Source organism: Shewanella polaris, from assembly GCF_006385555.1.
GTDB classification, from domain to species: Bacteria; Pseudomonadota; Gammaproteobacteria; order Enterobacterales; family Shewanellaceae; genus Shewanella; species Shewanella polaris.
On sequence record NZ_CP041036.1, the window covers coordinates 4,594,375 to 4,612,358 of the forward strand.

At 41.3% G+C, this 17,984-nt stretch carries 16 protein-coding genes, 2 rRNA genes and 1 riboswitch; of the genes, 8 read left to right on the forward strand and 10 right to left on the reverse strand.

Features of this window, described 5'->3' with window-relative positions:
* Nucleotides 1-140: 140 nt before the first annotated feature.
* Complete coding sequence (locus tag FH971_RS20095; protein ID WP_137224205.1) at nt 141-1,244, reverse strand: MBL fold metallo-hydrolase; 1,104 nt, start codon at nt 1,242-1,244, stop codon at nt 141-143.
* 105 nt (nt 1,245-1,349) lie between these two features.
* Between FH971_RS20095 and FH971_RS20100 the strand changes: the two genes are divergently transcribed.
* On the forward strand, nt 1,350-1,958 hold the full coding sequence (locus FH971_RS20100) for a TetR/AcrR family transcriptional regulator (RefSeq protein ID WP_240778414.1): 609 nt from the start codon (nt 1,350-1,352) through the stop codon (nt 1,956-1,958).
* A gap of 10 nt (nt 1,959-1,968) precedes the next feature.
* Here FH971_RS20100 and FH971_RS20105 read toward each other — a convergent pair whose 3' ends face one another.
* Together FH971_RS20105 and FH971_RS20110 are read right to left on the reverse strand one after the other, a co-directional pair.
* Nucleotides 1,969-2,658, reverse strand: a complete 690-nt coding sequence (locus tag FH971_RS20105) for a DNA-3-methyladenine glycosylase I (protein WP_137224201.1) — start codon at nt 2,656-2,658, stop codon at nt 1,969-1,971.
* Nucleotides 2,659-2,773: 115 nt separating this feature from the next.
* A complete protein-coding gene (locus FH971_RS20110; RefSeq protein ID WP_137224199.1) occupies nt 2,774-3,304 on the reverse strand; it encodes a thioesterase family protein in 531 nt (176 codons plus the stop codon).
* Nucleotides 3,305-3,578: 274 nt separating this feature from the next.
* Nucleotides 3,579-3,753, forward strand: a riboswitch (FMN riboswitch).
* A 96-nt stretch (nt 3,754-3,849) separates the two neighbouring features.
* On the opposite strand from FH971_RS20110, the gene ribB reads away from it, so the two are divergent.
* Together ribB and FH971_RS20120 are read left to right on the forward strand one after the other, a co-directional pair.
* The gene (gene ribB / locus FH971_RS20115) at nt 3,850-4,506 is read left to right on the forward strand and encodes a 3,4-dihydroxy-2-butanone-4-phosphate synthase (RefSeq protein WP_140235455.1); all 657 of its coding nucleotides are present in this window, start codon (nt 3,850-3,852) and stop codon (nt 4,504-4,506) included.
* A gap of 220 nt (nt 4,507-4,726) precedes the next feature.
* Nucleotides 4,727-5,113 (forward strand): VOC family protein, encoded by a 387-nt coding sequence (locus FH971_RS20120; RefSeq protein WP_140235456.1) that lies wholly within the window; start codon nt 4,727-4,729, stop codon nt 5,111-5,113.
* A gap of 63 nt (nt 5,114-5,176) precedes the next feature.
* Here FH971_RS20120 and FH971_RS20125 read toward each other — a convergent pair whose 3' ends face one another.
* Genes FH971_RS20125 through FH971_RS20135 form a run of 3 tightly spaced genes read right to left on the reverse strand, consistent with a single transcriptional unit; the run spans nt 5,177 to nt 6,840 of the window.
* Nucleotides 5,177-6,040: an alpha/beta hydrolase gene (locus FH971_RS20125; RefSeq protein WP_140235457.1), complete on the reverse strand. Its 864-nt coding sequence runs from the start codon at nt 6,038-6,040 to the stop codon at nt 5,177-5,179.
* 15 nt (nt 6,041-6,055) lie between these two features.
* Nucleotides 6,056-6,265, reverse strand: a complete 210-nt coding sequence (locus FH971_RS20130) for a helix-turn-helix domain-containing protein (RefSeq protein ID WP_137224187.1) — start codon at nt 6,263-6,265, stop codon at nt 6,056-6,058.
* A complete protein-coding gene (locus tag FH971_RS20135; RefSeq protein WP_240778415.1) occupies nt 6,265-6,840 on the reverse strand; it encodes a DUF2975 domain-containing protein in 576 nt (191 codons plus the stop codon). The genes FH971_RS20130 and FH971_RS20135 overlap by 1 nt, the downstream gene beginning before the upstream one ends.
* A 338-nt stretch (nt 6,841-7,178) precedes the next feature.
* Here FH971_RS20135 and FH971_RS20140 point away from each other — a divergent pair, with 338 nt between their 5' ends.
* Entirely contained in the window at nt 7,179-7,535 is a 357-nt protein-coding gene (locus tag FH971_RS20140; protein WP_140235459.1) for a MerR family transcriptional regulator, read from the forward strand.
* A 58-nt stretch (nt 7,536-7,593) separates the two neighbouring features.
* Nucleotides 7,594-7,971, forward strand: coding sequence for a carboxymuconolactone decarboxylase family protein (locus FH971_RS20145; protein WP_140235460.1), 378 nt, complete (start codon nt 7,594-7,596; stop codon nt 7,969-7,971).
* Nucleotides 7,972-8,134: 163 nt separating this feature from the next.
* Here FH971_RS20145 and FH971_RS20150 read toward each other — a convergent pair whose 3' ends face one another.
* Nucleotides 8,135-8,806 (reverse strand): flagellar brake protein, encoded by a 672-nt coding sequence (locus tag FH971_RS20150; RefSeq protein ID WP_140235461.1) that lies wholly within the window; start codon nt 8,804-8,806, stop codon nt 8,135-8,137.
* Between the two features lie 216 nt (nt 8,807-9,022).
* On the reverse strand, nt 9,023-11,068 hold the full coding sequence (prlC, locus tag FH971_RS20155) for an oligopeptidase A (protein ID WP_140235462.1): 2,046 nt from the start codon (nt 11,066-11,068) through the stop codon (nt 9,023-9,025).
* 424 nt (nt 11,069-11,492) lie between these two features.
* Between prlC and FH971_RS20160 the strand changes: the two genes are divergently transcribed.
* The 3 genes from FH971_RS20160 to gorA all read left to right on the forward strand — a co-directional run bounded on the left by FH971_RS20160 (nt 11,493) and on the right by gorA (nt 14,287).
* A complete protein-coding gene (locus FH971_RS20160) occupies nt 11,493-12,257 on the forward strand; it encodes a hypothetical protein (RefSeq protein WP_206194437.1) in 765 nt (254 codons plus the stop codon).
* Between the two features lie 80 nt (nt 12,258-12,337).
* Entirely contained in the window at nt 12,338-12,844 is a 507-nt protein-coding gene (locus FH971_RS20165) for a hypothetical protein (protein ID WP_140235463.1), read from the forward strand.
* A gap of 87 nt (nt 12,845-12,931) precedes the next feature.
* Nucleotides 12,932-14,287, forward strand: coding sequence for a glutathione-disulfide reductase (gene gorA / locus FH971_RS20170; protein WP_140235464.1), 1,356 nt, complete (start codon nt 12,932-12,934; stop codon nt 14,285-14,287).
* 173 nt (nt 14,288-14,460) lie between these two features.
* On the opposite strand, the gene rrf is transcribed toward gorA, so the two are convergent.
* A 5S ribosomal RNA gene (gene rrf / locus FH971_RS20175) occupies nt 14,461-14,576 on the reverse strand.
* 151 nt (nt 14,577-14,727) lie between these two features.
* Nucleotides 14,728-17,632, reverse strand: a 23S ribosomal RNA gene (locus tag FH971_RS20180).
* Between the last annotated feature and the right edge of the window lie 352 nt (nt 17,633-17,984).

Sequence of the window (17,984 nt, forward strand, 5' to 3'; positions counted from 1 at the left end):
TTGTTAATTGATTGTGATATCTGAATAAATAATCAAACAAACCAGACCGAACACCTCATTAAATTCACTGTTTAATAACATGTTGGTAAAATCGTTTTTGACTCACACAACTTAATTGTATGCACTATGAATATAATAATTTAGTGGTTACTCGTGACAACCTCATTTAATTCATCCATCTTTTTAGGATCAACCATAATGGCATGCCACCACAGCTCATTAGCTTGTGGGTCGGCCAACATGACTGCTTGACCAAATTTTGGTGTTAGTAAGGTGACATTATACTGCTTGGCTAGCAGATTAATGCGCTCAAATGGTTCAAACCAATCATGTAATGCTAAATCGAACGTGCCATTGTGAACGGGCATCATTGCTTTGGCTTTAACATCAATATGCGCTTGTAAGCTCTGCTCTGGCAACATATGAATATCGCTCCATAATTCATTATAAGCCCCCGTTTCAATCATGCTCAGATCAAAGGGGCCAAAACGCTCACCTATTTGTTTAAAACCGTTAAAATAGCCACTGTCACCACTATAAAATACTTTGTGTTTTAACCCTTGGATCACCCAACTCGCCCATAACGTTTGGTTACGATCGAATAGGCCGCGGCCAGAAAAGTGTTGTGCCGGGGTTGCAGTAATACTTAGGCCATTTAATTCAACAGATTGCCACCATTCCAGTTCGGTCACTTGAATAGGGTCAACTCCCCAAGCGGTTAAGTATTCACCGACGTTAAGTGGCGTCACAAAATGCTGAACGTTAGCAGCCAATTGTTCAATTGCAGCTTTATCAAGATGGTCGTAATGGTCATGGCTGATAATAACGGTTTTTATCGCCGGTAAATCAGCAATGCTAATGGGTGATTGATGAAATCGTTTTGGACCAGCCCACTGTACGGGTGATGCTCGTTCGCTGAATACCGGATCAATTAATAAGTATTCGCCGTCTATACGCATCAATAATGTTGAATGGCCTAAGCGATATACTGCATCTTCTGTCGATTGTGCCAATATATCTGCTGTTAATGCTATCAAAGGAACGGCATCTTTAGGGGCTGGTGCCTGACGTTGCGTTTTCCAATAAGCTTTGGCAATCGGCCATATACTACTTAAACCAGCTTGGTATGCTTTTTCGCTATTGGTAAATGGTTTATTTTTTTTGTTTGCCGTCCCAATTTTTGTTAACCAAATAATGGCTGCGAGCACCATAAAAACAATGATAACACCTGATAAAACCTTCATTTTGGCACCAACAAGTATACTACACGGTGTAGTTTAATAATCTCCCATTGAAAAGTAAACTGCTCAGTGTAAAATATATCAAATAAATCCTTTGTCGTGATTATCATGAATACAGAAAAACAAACTCGTAGCCAAATTAAACGTGCCGCGATTATTGAAGCAGCCAGAACAACCTTTAAAGAATTAGGGGTTACAGCTACTAGTATGGATAAATTAGCCGAAGTGGCTGGGGTATCTAAACGTACGGTATACAATCATTTTGCGACAAAAGAATCTTTGGTCATAAGCTTAATGACCGACCTATGGAAGCAAGCATTAGCTCAACCTTCTTTAGTATACAATTCACATCAATCTTTGGCGGATCAACTGCAACAGTTGGTGCGAATAGATATTGATTACATTCAATCAGAAGAACACATTGAAGTATCACGAATGGTGATTGGACATTTATTTTATACGACTGAAATACAAGAAGAAATACAAAAAATAATCAAGGAAGAAACGGCCACTTTTCGTTGGATAAAAGCGGCAATTCAAGATGCTCGATTAAATGTAACTAATGTTGAACAAGCCCAAGCAGAATTACAAAGCTTGATTAAGGGTCAATGTTTTTGGCCTTTAATATTTCAAATAGAAAAACCATTAAATGACCAACAAAAAGATGAGGTAGCTTCGTCCATCGTTGTTATGTTCCTATCTCGATATCAAGCATAAGTACATTAAGCTATACCCGATTATCACCAACACCAAGCGAAATAACTCGGCTAATATGCGCCAAGCTCATGCCCGATTCTTGTTGCCATTGATTAAACGCCGCTTGGGACTGACGCAAAGCTGTTTGCGATGTAAAACCCGCGTCTACCACTTTATGCCCTGTTAAATATGCCTGTACATCTTGGGTAAGTAAAAAAGTATCTTTGCCTACAGTACGTAAAAAATAAGGCCCGGTATTACCGCCTAAACGAGTGCCACGCTTTTTAAGTGATTGCCATAAACCGGTAATATCATCCGTTGGCCATTGAGCAATAAACTCCGCAAAACTACCATACTCTTCACTAATACGTTGGATCATGTAGGCATTATCAACAATGGCTTGGGTTTTCTTTTGATGTCTAATTAATCCAGGATCGCTAGCACGTTGTTGAATTTGATCAGGTGATAACATTAGAACCTTCATCGGCTCAAAGTCAAAAAAGGCTTTTTCATAAGCAGCCCATTTGTTGACAACAACCCGCCAAACAAAGCCACTTTGAAAGACTTGCTTACTGAGCGCTGACAATAAAATGGCATCTGAATATTCGCGAATATCATCAGCCATTAAGGTTTTTGGCAATAATGACGTTACCGCTTCTGGACCACCTTTACGTTCACAAGCGCGCGACCATATATCATTAAACTTTTCTAGCTTCGCCACACAATATCCTCACAATAAATCAACGACACGGCAAAATAATATATCAACACTGAGCCACAGATACGTTACAGCCAGCAATTCAGTTTACTTTGGAATATATTTCAACTTTCGGAGATTAAATATTACGCTCTTTTTTAAGTTGTAAAAACTGTTTCCACTTAACGACTTCTGGTGGCATTTCAGGCATGTCATCAGTGTATCCTGCTGCTGCAATTAAGGTTTCAACAGGAACTTGCTTGCCTCGACACATAAATACCCCGCGAACGTGGGCAATACAATGCAGACCACGCTTAGTAAGAATACGGTGTTCAATATAAAAGTACTTTTCATCCCACCCGACCATTTTAGTTTCGATGGTAAATTTTTCAAACGGTTTGATATCGCGGATATAAGTAAATTCTGCAGCATTGACTATGGGTAACCATTTATTTTTTAAAAACTGTTTCATCAAGCCTAATTCGGCAATCAAATAGGTTCGTGCTAAATCAAAAAAAGCAGGATAACGAGAGTTGGTTAAATGCAAATTGATATCACAATCTAACGGCAACACACGATAATCAATGCGGCTAGTACCTAAAAAACTTACTTTTTTACAATGACCTATTCGCCATAAAAACAACCAAATAAAACGAAAATACAGGTTCATGAACAATTTACTCCTAATGTAAGCGCAACAGGCTAACAAAGGTCATACCAGCGAGCAAGCACGTTCACTTCATTCGACACATAATATGCCAAGGTCATACTTGAAGTGAGTGAGAAATAGTATTGTTCCTCTCATAAAACAGTCATTAGCAATGCTTTATTACATTAATGCGACCGATCCCCCTTTTCATCTTAATCTGAACTGATTACCATAGTTGCGTGTATTTTGGGGAGTCACACTTTAAGCTCCCATTATTTAACACAAACTTATTGTTTATAATTCTCAGGGCGGGGCGCAATTCCCCACCGGCGGTATACTTGAAAAAGTGAGCCCGCGAGCGCTCGATTCGTCGAGGTCAGCAGATCTGGTGACATAGGCTATAACTCTTAAACGGGTAAAGCCTAACAGTCCAGAGCCGACGGTTATAGTCCGGATGAGAGAGAATAGAGATACATCGATAAGCTTCGGCTTTTAGGTGCAATTTGTTTTGGATTTATATCCCTCTTTACTAAAGCCCTGATTCTGGTCATTTTAGGAGTACAACCATGAATCAGCTATCACTACTTGCCGAATTTGGCGAACCCATCACTCGTGTAGAAAACGCATTAGCCGCATTAAGAGAAGGTCGAGGCGTATTATTACTAGACGATGAAGACCGCGAAAATGAAGGCGACGTTATTTATTCAGTAGAGCATTTAACCAACGTCCAAATGGCATTAATGATCCGCGAATGCAGCGGCATTGTGTGTTTATGTTTAACCGACGAGCACGCGAATAAACTGCAATTACCACCGATGGTTGTTAATAATAACAGTGCCAATCAAACCGCCTTTACCATCTCTATAGAAGCAAAGCTTGGTGTAACAACAGGTGTTTCAGCTCAAGATCGTGTTACCACGATTAAAACAGCGGCAAACCGCGACGCTAAAGCTTCTGACTTAGCTCATCCAGGGCATGTATTCCCATTACGAGCTCGCGCTGGCGGCGTAATGACTCGCCGTGGCCATACGGAAGGCACGGTTGATTTAATGCAAATGGCAGGATTAATGCCAGCTGGTGTTTTATGCGAATTAACCAACGAAGATGGCACTATGGCCAAAGCGCCAGAAATTATCGCTTTTGGTCGCAAACATAATATGCCCGTATTGACCATAGAAGACATGGTGATGTACCGCAATCAGTACGATTTAAAATTGGCGTAATGTGTTACCAAGGCGTCATTCATCGCGAGATATTTATCGGCTGCGAATGAAAATGGAATGACACAAAAAAGAGGTGCAAAGCACCTCTTTTTTTATGTTTAAAATTGTTGCTGTTATAAAAAATAACGAAAGACTTGATTTGAAATTAACTAATGCAAATAAAAAAACAACATCTTAATATAAGTAAATCAATTTTAAAAAGATAACATCGGAGGTTCACATGAAACGAGTCACTGGTATCGGCGGCATATTTTTTAAAGCAAAAGATGCTCCTGCATTGCAAGCCTGGTACAAGCGTCATCTCGGCATTGATGTTCAGGAATGGGGCGGCGCGGCTTTTTCTTGGAGCGACTCAAATGACAAGCCCACTGGTGGAACCACTATCTGGGCGGTAAGTTCAGATAAAAGCGACCAATTTTCCCCAAGCCAAGCCCCATTTATGATCAACTACCGCGTTGAAGACCTTCACGCTGTCGTCGCAGCCCTCAAAGCAGAAGGCTGTAATGTCCTCGATAAAATAGATGAATCTGAATACGGCAAGTTTGCGTGGGTCATCGATCCTGAAGGTAATAAAGTGGAGTTATGGCAGCCGCCTTTAGGTCAATAGCAACTATTGTGGCTTAATGAATCTGTTCACATCCATGTGAAATTAACTTGGAGACAAACTAAATCACAATGCAGTAATAAACGTTTGATACAGACTCATGGTATTGGCATCGTCTAACATGCCTTGATGGCCAACGTTGGGCACCATAATTAACTGCTTATTGGCTGACTGACTAGCTACAAACAGTTTTTCAGACAGTTCAGGCGGGACTTCTTCATCATCTTCTGCCGCAATCACCAATAATGGCCCTTGATAATATTGCGCTACCACTTGCTTATTATCTGTTTTACGAAAATCTTCTGACATTTCCAAAGTCATAAACGGTGCCATATACCACGGTGTTTTTTCATCAACCCAGTCGTCGGCATTAGTTGCTGAACCGTGTAAAACCAGCGCATCTATTTTATTATTTTTTGCTAAATCAGCGGCAATAAAACTGCCTAGTGAGTAACCGTGCAATATCACTTTTTCAGGCTGATATTGCTGATGTAAATAATCCAGTTGTTGCTGTGCATCTGCAATAATATTGTTAATGCTTGGTTGGCCTTCACTTGCCCCTAATCCACGACGATCCATTACTAAAATATCGGTATTGAGCGTTGATAATGTGGTCAGTACCGACAGGCCATGTGGTTCGATTTTCATGCCGTTGCCTTGATAAAAGACCAAGGTTGTAAGGCTATTGGGGTTATCGATATAAAAACCATTTAACTTAACGTGATCAATTGACTCTAAGCTGACTGGGGTAATCAAATGATTAGGCATCGCCTGCTGTAATTGTTGAGTAAACTCAGCGGTAAAGGCTGTGGGGACTTCATCGCTGGCAATAAAGGTGCTTTCACTTAGGCGCATAGTACACCCTGAAGTAACCAGCATTGTGGTGCCTAACATTGCAACTGTGGTTATTTTTTTAAGCAAATTTTGCATATTATTGTCCTTAATTTATTCATCGTCCTTGTGGACTAAAATGTCACCTGGCGAGCATTGTAAATGCTCGCAAATAGCGTCTAGTGTCGAAAATCGAATCGCTTTTGCGCGGCCACTTCTAAGCACCGACAAATTTTGAGGGGTTATACCTATCAATTCAGCCAGTTCAGTGGACTTCATTTTTCGCCTTGCCAACATCACATCCAGCTCAATAATTATGGCCATTAAATTGTCAACTCCGCCTCTTCTTGAAGCTCAGTTGCATGCTTCATTACCCATGCTACACAGTAAAAAATCATTCCGAAAAGTGCATACTTTAATTCTTGACTGCCAAGGCTAAAATAAACAGGTACCGCACTAGATGTACCACTAAAGTGCAATGTAAATGCGATGATCATCGGGTAGAAAAGGCTAAGTAAAATCCAGACTAAAAATACTAAGGCTATACGGCTCAAGCAGCGGAAGTTACTTGGAGTAAACACATGACCTTGCTGATACAGACCAAAAAGTTGGTAGAGAAAATAGTAAATAAACAGGTAAGGTAGAATTTCAACACTGCCCAGAATGATCCCAGGATGAAATCCCGCATAATAAAGGCTTTGAGCGAGAGCTTGCCAAGGTGTACCAAAGTCGACAGCTAGATAACTACTAAACCAACCCCACCAATCAATGGTTAACACATATTCACCCGCTTGGAATTCTCCGAACACCATAGTGCCGCTATAACTAGTGACTTGTAATAAAGCTAAAAATACAATCAGCAATTTAATCCATTTACTTAACGAGACAATTCTATCCATGATCATTCTAAGCTGGTTAATGTTAAACTGAAGTTAACACACAAACCTTTTATCAGCAATAAATTATCGATAAACGATACTTTAAATGTATTAAAGCTAATGTACCTATTAGTCAGAATGCCAAATCACCCGTTTGAATCACAATAAATGACTATCGAAATAAATGATTAAAGTGCCTATGCTATTAACTCGAGATAGATGACATAATTTTGTTGATAATGCTCAACAACTTTTACTCGATAGCTTTGTTTCACATCTATAACACATGAGAGTATTGTTAATAACTGATTGTATTATATGGATTTTACAGAAAAAACCATTAACTCAGGAGTAACGTGATGAATATGAAAGCATTTTCGACGTTAGCCGGATTATCTTCATATACGCTGCGTTATTATGAAAAAGTCGGTTTACTCAGCAAGATTCAACGAAATAGTAGCGGCCATCGAGTCTATACAGCCAAAGATTTAGAATGGGTTAATTTTGTCAAACGCCTAAAAGACACGGGGATGCCTTTAGTCAAAATTCAGGAATACGCTAAATTGCGAGCATTAGGTGCAAGTACGGTATTGAATCGCCAGCAGTTACTCGAGTACCACAAAGAACAATTACAAGCTCACATTGAGCAACAGAAAAATCATTTATTGGCGCTTGAAAACAAAATTAATTTGTATAAAGCCAATAAAGTCCGTTGACTTAGAGTTAACTCTAACTTGTAAGGTTTGGCTTCTACTTATCGATAGGAGTACATCAATGCCAAACTCAAGATTCACTTTAGGTCTGGAACAGTTGTCAAAAATTGACGGCGAAGCAGGTCATAATGTTATCGAAAGCCTGCAAGATATCTGCCCTGACTTAGCCCGATTTACCATTGAATATCCGTTTGGCGATATCTATACCCGACCCGCCTTAGATGTAAAGTCGCGAGAAATAGCCACTGTTGCGGCACTAACCGCTTTGGGCAATTGTAGGCCTCAGCTCAAAGTTCATTTGAATGCAGCTTTGAATGTTGGTTGCAGCGAAGATGAAGTAAAAGAAATATTGTTACAAATGTCAATTTATGCCGGTTTTCCAGCAGCGTTAAATGGTATGTTCGCGTTTAAAGAAGTACTTCAAGAACGGAAGGAATAACAGAAAAATATGACACGTTGCGAGAAATGGAATGATAGCAATAAGTCTATTTAAAATTTTTCATTTATGGTGTTCATAAGATGGATTGGCATAATAGCGTTTATCTATTGTAAGCCAATCCAAAACAACGCGACAATGGGGGTAAATAACAGTTTCAACATAGTTACAAATCAATAAATAGCTGATTCAATAAGGTTTTAACTTGTTCATCATCCTCTTCAAATTGAATACCAACATTGACTTTCCCATTCTCAAATCGGCTATTACATACCTTGGCAGGAATCAATATTTCTTTATCGTTAGGTGAACGCATAATAATGAAAATATCTTTCGGATTCACTTTAATTTGGGCATTATCAGTTTTAAATACAAAACCACATCCTTTGGCTGAAATATCCGAAATAATGCCTTTTAATTGGGCGACCTTTTTATCATTTTGATCTTCTCTTGTAACTATTGACGCTGGTAAATGAGTAATAAAACGTTGATGAGTTCGAAGTTGACGATTTTCAATTTTATCTGGATAGCGTAAAAATATAAATTTTTCAGGAATTTTAGTAATATTTTTAATTGTCGATCTAAAGGCATAGCATTCACCTTGCTGCCCTTCTAATAAGTAACGCACAACAACACCATTACCCTCGACAAGTACATCACTGTAATTACTCATCTTCTGAGGTGCGGGATGCTTTAAGATAATATATTGCCCTAATTCATATCCAACCAAAGCAGCTTTCATGCGTACTTTTACCGGATAGTCGATCTGTAAATCAACAATTTTACCTGGAGTAAGTTCGAAAAAAATAGGGTTAGGAGTAGGAATCGCGGTCAACATCTAGAATCCATTAGAGTGATGATAAGTTTACAAGCATAAATGTATGGCGATAATTTAACTAAGGCAATAGTTATATCACTTTCAAATGTAAAAATGTGCAGTAAAATTAAATTAACGTATATTTATTAAACACTAGCGATTAAATAAACACTAAATATGCAGTTAATTTGAAAAAGAGGAGGCACTTATTTAGCGTCTCCTCTTTTTCAATAAATCCTATTTCACCGCAGCAATACCACTGTGACGTAATAAAGCATCAGTGTTTGGTTCACGTCCCATAAAGCGTTTAAATAATTCCATAGGCTCTTCACTACCGCCCATTTCGAGAATGTTGTTTAAGAAGCTTTTACCCGTTTCCGAGTTAAAGATGCCTTCAATTTCAAAACGTGAAAATGCATCTGCAGATAAAACCTCGGCCCACTTATAACTGTAATAACCTGCAGCATAACCACCCGCAAAAATATGGGCAAACCCGTGTTGAAAGCGATTAAAGCTTGGCGGTGTTAATACCGCTATTTGACTACGAACTTCATCTAAAATCCCCTGAATATCGACACCCTTTTTAGGGTCAAATTCATGGTGCATTCTAAAGTCAAATAATGAAAACTCAAGTTGGCGTAACATCATCATGCCCGACTGGAAATTTTTGGCTGCTAACATTTTATCAAGCAACTCTTTTGGTAATGGCTCACCCGTTTCATAGTGGCCAGATATTTCCGCTAGCGCTTCTTCTTGCCAGCACCAATTTTCCATAAACTGACTTGGTAGCTCTACCGCATCCCAAGGTACTCCATTAATACCCGATACACCGCCCACATCAACCTTGGTTAACATGTGGTGAATGCCGTGGCCAAATTCATGAAACAATGTAGTCACTTCATCATGGGTAAATAGCGCAGGTTTGCCATCCACCGGGCCATTAAAGTTACACGTTAAATATGCTACTGGTTTTTGCAGCCCGGTAGAGGTTACACGGCGACCGCGACAATCGTCCATCCACGCGCCACCACGCTTACCGCTACGAGCATATAAATCGAGATAAAAACTGCCACGATGCACTTTATCGGCATCATGAATATTGAAAAAACGAACATCTTTATGCCAAGTATCTACACCTTTTTGTTCACTAATGGTTAAGCCAAATAAACGATTTACGGTGTAAAATAAACCTGACAATACTTTGTCTTCAGGAAAATACGGACGCAATATTTCTTGCGATACTTCATACTTGTGTTGTTGTAGTTTTTCAGCATAAAAGCTTAAGTCCCACGACGCCATTTCAGTGACGTTATAGTGCTCTTTAGCAAATGTGCGTAGCTCGACTAACTCAGTTGCTGCCTGTTCTTCAGAGCGTTCACCTAACTCATTTAAAAATCCCAATACTTGTGCTGGATTCTCGGCCATTTTGGTCGCTAACGATTTTTCAGCATAGTTGGCAAAACCGAGTAGATTTGCTAACTCATGACGCAGCGCAATAATTTCGTTCATATTGTCGGTGTTATCAAATTCACCAGCATTAGGGCCTTGATCAGACGCGCGGGTTACAAATGCACGGTAGCATTCTTCGCGTAGTTGACGGTTTTCACTATAAGTCATCACAGGTAAATAAGATGGAAAATCGAGGGTGAATAGCCAACCCTTTTGCTCTTTGGCGTCTGCCATGGCTTTTGCAGCTGCGATGGCTGACTCTGGTAAACCAGCTAAATCGGCTTCGTCAGTAATCAGTTTGCTCCATGCTTGAGTTGCATCTAATAATTGGTTAGAAAAGTTACTGGTTAGCTCAGATAAACGCTTAACCATTTCACCATAGCGTGCTTTCTGGCTGTCATCTAAACCAATACCCGACAATTCAAAGTCGCGTAAACTTTGTTCAACCACCATTTTTTGTGCTTGAGTTAGTTGTGCAAAGTCTGCCGATTCGTGGATCGATTTATACGCTTCGTACAAACCTTGATGCTGTCCAACATAAGTGCCGTAATCTGACAGTAGTGGTAAACAAGCATCATGGGCATCACGTAATTCATCGCTACTGATCACCGAATTCATGTGTGACACAGGCGACCAGATTTTACTTAATTCATCATCAACCTCTTCTAGAGGTGCAATCAAGTTATCCCAAGTGTATTGGCTATTTTTAGCTAACAGTGCATCAATGGTCTCACGACATTTAGCAATGCCTTGCTCAACCGCAGGCTGAATGTGTTCAGGTTTAATTTTTGAAAATTCTGGTAATTCTGCGCTACTTAGCAATGGATTGCTCATAAAGATTCCTCGAATTATGTCGCGTGAGTATTTAACCTCAACTTGGGTTAAAAGATGGGATTTTATTATTCAGATCCCGGGCCGAGAGTATCTACCTTATATTGGGTTACCTGATGTCATTTTCAAGCGTTGAAACAATTTACCCCTACAAACATAACGGGCCTTTCTAAATGATACATACGTCTTTTATCACCATTTTTGACTGTATCATTTTAACTAAATACAAAGCTAACTCTTCCTAGCTCAATTACTAGACAAATAAAGTGATCAACACCTCAAATTCAGTTTACATTTAATTTACAAAACTAATATTGACAGATAGATCCCAAATAAAATTGATTATCATTTAAATTTACTTTAAATAGACTACCATACGCTTTATTAAGACATATCTATTTACATTTTAACCGCGAGCAGAACAAATATGACCTTTTATACCTCAACCATTAACCGTAAAAATAGTGTTAACTCTTTTTTTCTCGTTGTAATGACTTGGGTAAGTTTAATGGTTTCAATTCCAGCACTCGCCACAACAGATAACCAACCAACAATTGGATTTAATATAGCTTGGGATAACCATTACATATCAGAAGGTCGCAATAATTTAGATAAAGGCGGTATTGTTTGGGGTGTTGCCAGTTTCGAACAAGAGGATCTAGCGGTTTATGCTGTAGTAGGCCGAGCAGACCAAGTGCACTATATTGAATGGAATGCAGGTTTAGAATATACCTTACATTTACATGATGACGTCGACGCCACTATTGGCTATCAACGTTTAGAGTTTTATGGTGATGAGCGCGCATCCGACAATGAGTTTTTCAGTTCATTAACTTATAACGGTTTTAGCTGGCTTATTCCTGCTATTAATTACACATTTGCTACCGAGGCTGGCGGTTATTTTGTTGAACTGAGTTTGCATAGCCCATGGGAAATTAATGAACAACTCACGTTAACACCCTATGTAGTACAAGGTGTTGACTTTCAATATAGCAGCGAACAACACGATGGTGCTAATCATTTTCAATTTGGGTTAGAAGCTGAACATCAAATTAGTGATTCAATGTCATTATCTGCACATATTAGCCACAGTATTGCTCAAGAAGACATTAAACAGCAAGCTAGTACTGATGGTATTCAGGGCAGCTTAGATCAAACTTATGCAGGAGTGTATTTAAACTTAACTTTTTAACATGGTTCACTGGTATTTGAGTGTTTGAAGGCTAAACTTAAGGGTATAAGAAAGCCCAATTTACTCAAGCAAGGAAGCTTATGTTAACGCCAATCACCCGTATTTCAACTAGCTTATTTATTGTGTTATTAACATTCCCAAGTAAGCTATTAATAGCTGGCGAGCTAACTGATCTCATTACAAAAGAGCCTAATCAACATACACAACTGACCAATGATAATGCTAGTTCACTACCTCCGCAACATGCTAGTGATCATCTGGGTAAGGTTATCATTGTCCCCGAAAAACCACGCTCTGGGTTAGAATATAAATCAGATGATATTTACCTTAAACCTAGTCTTAAAAACCAAATAACAAAACAAACAAATAATCGCTCATCAAGGTCCACAATAGCCAATGACCCAAGTTGTCGCTGGCTCGATAATCGCCTTAAACACCTGCAAAAGAAACTACGCCAGACAAAAAACAATCAATTTAGTCATTATCAAGATGAAATTGATATTAGAAAAAGAGAATTCACTTGCCTTAAGTGCGCCAGCACTGGTCCCACGGATGTTGATCGCAGCATTTGCCAGCCCAAACGCTAAGCTTTGCCATGTTTGCAATAACTTAACGACTAGATTGCAAACACAAACCCCCTTACAATGGTGGTATTAACCGTAATGGAGATCATCATGGCTCAACATTTTGACTATATCGCGCTTGGCGCAGGCAGTGGCGGCATAGCCTCAGCAAACCGTGCAGCAATGCGTGGCGCGAAAGTATTAATTATTGAAGCAAAACAAGTTGGCGGAACTTGCGTTAACGTTGGCTGTGTACCTAAAAAAGTCATGTGGTATGGTGCTCACGTCGCCGAAGCACTGAATTTGTACGCTAAAGACTATGGCTTTGATGTTACCGTCAATAAATTCAATTGGAATACTCTAGTCGACAATCGTGAAGCTTATATTAGCCGTATTCATGATGCTTACGGTCGTGGGTTTGCAAGTAATAAAGTCACCTTATTAAATGGATATGGTCGCTTCATCAATAACAACACCATTGAAGTCGATGGCGAACATTACACAGCGGATCATATCGTTGTTGCAACAGGTGGAGCACCAAGCATTCCAAATATTCCTGGTGCTGAATATGGTATCGATTCTGACGGTTTTTTCGCCTTACGCGAACAACCTAAACGTGTTGCCGTTATAGGTGCTGGTTATATTGCAGTAGAAGTTGCTGGCGTATTACATGCGCTAGGTAGCGAAACTCATCTATTAGTACGTAAGCACGCTCCATTACGTAACTTTGACCCTATTTTAACTGACGCTTTAGTTGAAGCAATGGCAACTGACGGCCCAACACTGCACACTAATAGTGTGCCCAAATCGGTCAGTAAAAATAACGATGGCAGCCTAACTTTAGCTCTTGAAAATGGAGAAATATTAACTGTTGATTGTCTAATTTGGGCCATTGGCCGTTCACCATCAACTGGCAACATCGGCTTAGAACATACTGATGTGAAGCTAGATGCAAAAGGCTACGTCATTACAGACGAACAGCAAAATACTACGGCTAAAGGTATTTACTGTGTTGGTGACATTATGGCTGGAGGAGTTGAATTAACCCCTGTAGCAGTTAAAGCTGGTCGGTTATTGTCTGAGCGGTTATTTGGTAACATGCCAGATGCCAAAATGGATTACAGCTTAATTCCAACCGTAGTATTTAGCCATCCTCCTATCGGCACTATGGGTTTAACAGAGCCAGAAGCTACTGAAAAACACGGTAAAGAAAACATTAAAGTGTATACCTCAACATTCACCTCTATGTACTCTGCGATAACCTCGCATCGTCAAGCCTGTAAAATGAAACTAGTTTGTGCAGGTGACAATGAGGTTGTAGTCGGCATACACGGTATAGGCTTTGGAATGGATGAAATACTCCAAGGTTTTGGCGTAGCGATGAAAATGGGCGCAACCAAAGCTGACTTTGACTCAGTTGTTGCGATACATCCAACTGGCGCGGAAGAGTTTGTTACCATGAGGTAAAGTGAATATTTAAAATTATTAACTCTCATATTACTAACCGAGAATGACTATAACTGTTGTTCTCGGTTTTTTATTCCTGTTTATCCGCTAACCATTTCACAACAAATTACAGATGTAAAAAAGCCCGCTATATAATAGCGGGCTTTTTTACGACTCTTTCAAGTCAATTAGGCGCCTGGAAATGACCTACTCTCACATGGGGAGACCCCACACTACCATCGGCGATACTGTGTTTCACTTCTGAGTTCGGAATGGGATCAGGTGGTGCCACAGCTCTATGGTTTCCAGACAAATTTTGCTTATCTAACGCATTATTCTTGATGCATTAAATAATAATTCGGAAAGCTGATTGCTTTTACTCTTATTAAGAGTATTGAGTCTCTCACACTGTCTAAGCGCTCTATTCTAACACTAAGGTCAGTAAAACCCATCTGGGTTGTATGGTTAAGCCTCACGGGTCATTAGTACAAGTTAGCTCAACGCCTCACAACGCTTACACACCTTGCCTATCAACGTAGTAGTCTCCTACGGCCCTTTAGAGAGCTTAAAGCTCTAGGGATGACTCATCTTAGGACTCGCTTCCCGCTTAGATGCTTTCAGCGGTTATCGATTCCGAACGTAGCTACCGGGCAATGCTATTGGCATAACAACCCGAACACCAGCGGTTCGTCCACTCCGGTCCTCTCGTACTAGGAGCAGCTTCCTTCAATCATCCAACGCCCACGGCAGATAGGGACCGAACTGTCTCACGACGTTCTGAACCCAGCTCGCGTACCACTTTAAATGGCGAACAGCCATACCCTTGGGACCGACTTCAGCCCCAGGATGTGATGAGCCGACATCGAGGTGCCAAACACCGCCGTCGATATGAACTCTTGGGCGGTATCAGCCTGTTATCCCCGGAGTACCTTTTATCCGTTGAGCGATGGCCCTTCCATTCAGAACCACCGGATCACTATGACCTACTTTCGTACCTGCTCGACGTGTATGTCTCGCAGTTAAGCTGGCTTATGCCATTGCACTAACCGTACGATGTCCGACCGTACTTAGCCAACCTTCGTGCTCCTCCGTTACTCTTTGGGAGGAGACCGCCCCAGTCAAACTACCCACCAGGCACTGTCCCGAACCCCGATAAGGGGCCGCGGTTAGAACATCAAAACTACAAGGGTGGTATTTCAAGATTGACTCCACTCAGACTAGCGTCCAAGCTTCAAAGTCTCCCACCTATCCTACACATGTAGGTTCAATGTTCAGTGCCAAGCTATAGTAAAGGTTCACGGGGTCTTTCCGTCTAGCCGCGGGTATACGGCATCTTCACCGCAATTTCAACTTCACTGAGTCTCGGCTGGAGACAGCGTGGCCATCATTACGCCATTCGTGCAGGTCGGAACTTACCCGACAAGGAATTTCGCTACCTTAGGACCGTTATAGTTACGGCCGCCGTTTACCGGGGCTTCGATCATGAGCTTCTCCGAAGATAACCCAATCAATTAACCTTCCGGCACCGGGCAGGCGTCATACCGTATACGTCATCTTGCGATTTTGCACAGTACTGTGTTTTTGATAAACAGTTGCAGCCACCTGGTATCTGCGACTGCCGTCAGCTTAGGGAGCAAGTCCCATCACCGACAGCAGCGTACCTTCTCCCGAAGTTACGGTACCATTTTGCCTAGTTCCTTCAGCCGAGTTCTCTCAAGCGCCTTGGTATTCTCTACCCGACCACCTGTGTCGGTTTGGGGTACGATTTCTACTAACCTGAAGCTTAGAAGATTTTCCTGGAAGCATGGCATCAACTACTTCATCACCTTAGTGACTCGTCATCAGCTCTCAACCTGTACATTTAAGTACGTATTCCCGGATTTGCCTAAGAATACAGCCTACTACCTTAAACGCGGACTACCAACGCCGCGCTAGCCTAGCCTTCTCCGTCTCTCCATCGCAGTTAGCAAAAGTACAGAAATATTAATCTGTTTCCCATCGATTACGCCTTTCGGCCTCACCTTAGGGGTCGACTCACCCTGCCCCGATTAACGTTGGACAGGAACCCTTGGTCTTTCGGCGAGGGAGTTTTTCACTCCCTTTATCGTTACTCATGTCAGCATTCGCACTTCTGATACGTCCAGTGTGGGTTACCCCTTCACCTTCAACCGCTTACAGAACGCTCCTCTACCGCGCACACCTAATGGCATGCACCCGTAGCTTCGGTGGTATGTTTAGCCCCGTTAAATCTTCCGCGCAGGCCGACTCGACTAGTGAGCTATTACGCTTTCTTTAAATGATGGCTGCTTCTAAGCCAACATCCTAGCTGTCTAAGCCTTCCCACATCGTTTCCCACTTAACATACACTTTGGGACCTTAGCTGACGGTCTGGGTTGTTTCCCTTTTGACAACGGACGTTAGCACCCGCTGTCTGTCTCCCGAGTAGTACTCATTGGTATTCGGAGTTTGCAAAGGGTTGGTAAGTCGGGATGACCCCCTAGCCTTAACAGTGCTCTACCCCCAATGGTATTCGCTCGAGGCGCTACCTAAATAGCTTTCGAGGAGAACCAGATATCTCCGAGTTTGATTGGCCTTTCACCCCCAGCCACAAGTCATCCGCTCATTTTTCAACATAAGTCGGTTCGGTCCTCCAGTTGATGTTACTCAACCTTCAACCTGCCCATGGCTAGATCACTCGGTTTCGGGTCTACGCCTTGCAACTAAACGCGCAGTTAACACTCGGTTTCCCTACGGCTCCGCTATTCGCTTAACCTCGCTACAAAACGTAAGTCGCTGACCCATTATACAAAAGGTACGCAGTCACGGTCTCAAGAACCGCTCCCACTGCTTGTACGTACACGGTTTCAGGTTCTATTTCACTCCCCTCACAGGGGTTCTTTTCGCCTTTCCCTCACGGTACTGGTTCACTATCGGTCAGTCAGGAGTATTTAGCCTTGGAGGATGGTCCCCCCATATTCAAACAGGATGTCACGTGTCCCGCCTTACTCGTTTTCATCTATGGTTAGTTTTCATGTACGGGGCTATCACCCTGTGCCGCTGTGCTTTCCAACACATTCCACTAACACCCCATAGACTTAAGGGCTAATCCCCGTTCGCTCGCCGCTACTAGGGGAATCTCGGTTGATTTCTTTTCCTCCGGGTACTTAGATGTTTCAGTTCCCCGGGTTTGCCTCACTACACTATGTATTCATGTAGTGATAACAGCTTATGCTGCTGGGTTTCCCCATTCGGATATCGTTAGCTCAAATGCTTATTACTAGCTCGCCAACGCTTTTCGCAAGTTATTACGTCCTTCATCGCCTCTGACTGCCAAGGCATCCACCGTATACGCTTAGTCACTTAACCATACAACCCAAATGAGTTTCACTTTCGTGAACCACCTGCGTTATATCGCAACTAGCTGGTTTTTACTTGTCTCACCTCCAGGGTAGGAAGTGGACTCGCCTTAGTTTTTAGAATATTCAAGACACTTAAACAGTGTTTTGAGAACTCAAGATACTGATATTTTTCGTATCAGTATTATTTTTCGCACTAACGTAATCACACAAACGACAACGAATTATCATCTATGCGCCTTTAGTTAGTACTATCAGCTTTCCAAATTGTTAAAGAACAACACTTAACCGGCTCGCGGTGTGTTTTACTTACCTTCCGAAGAAGTTAACAAGTAATCTGTGTGAACACTCACATGCATTGC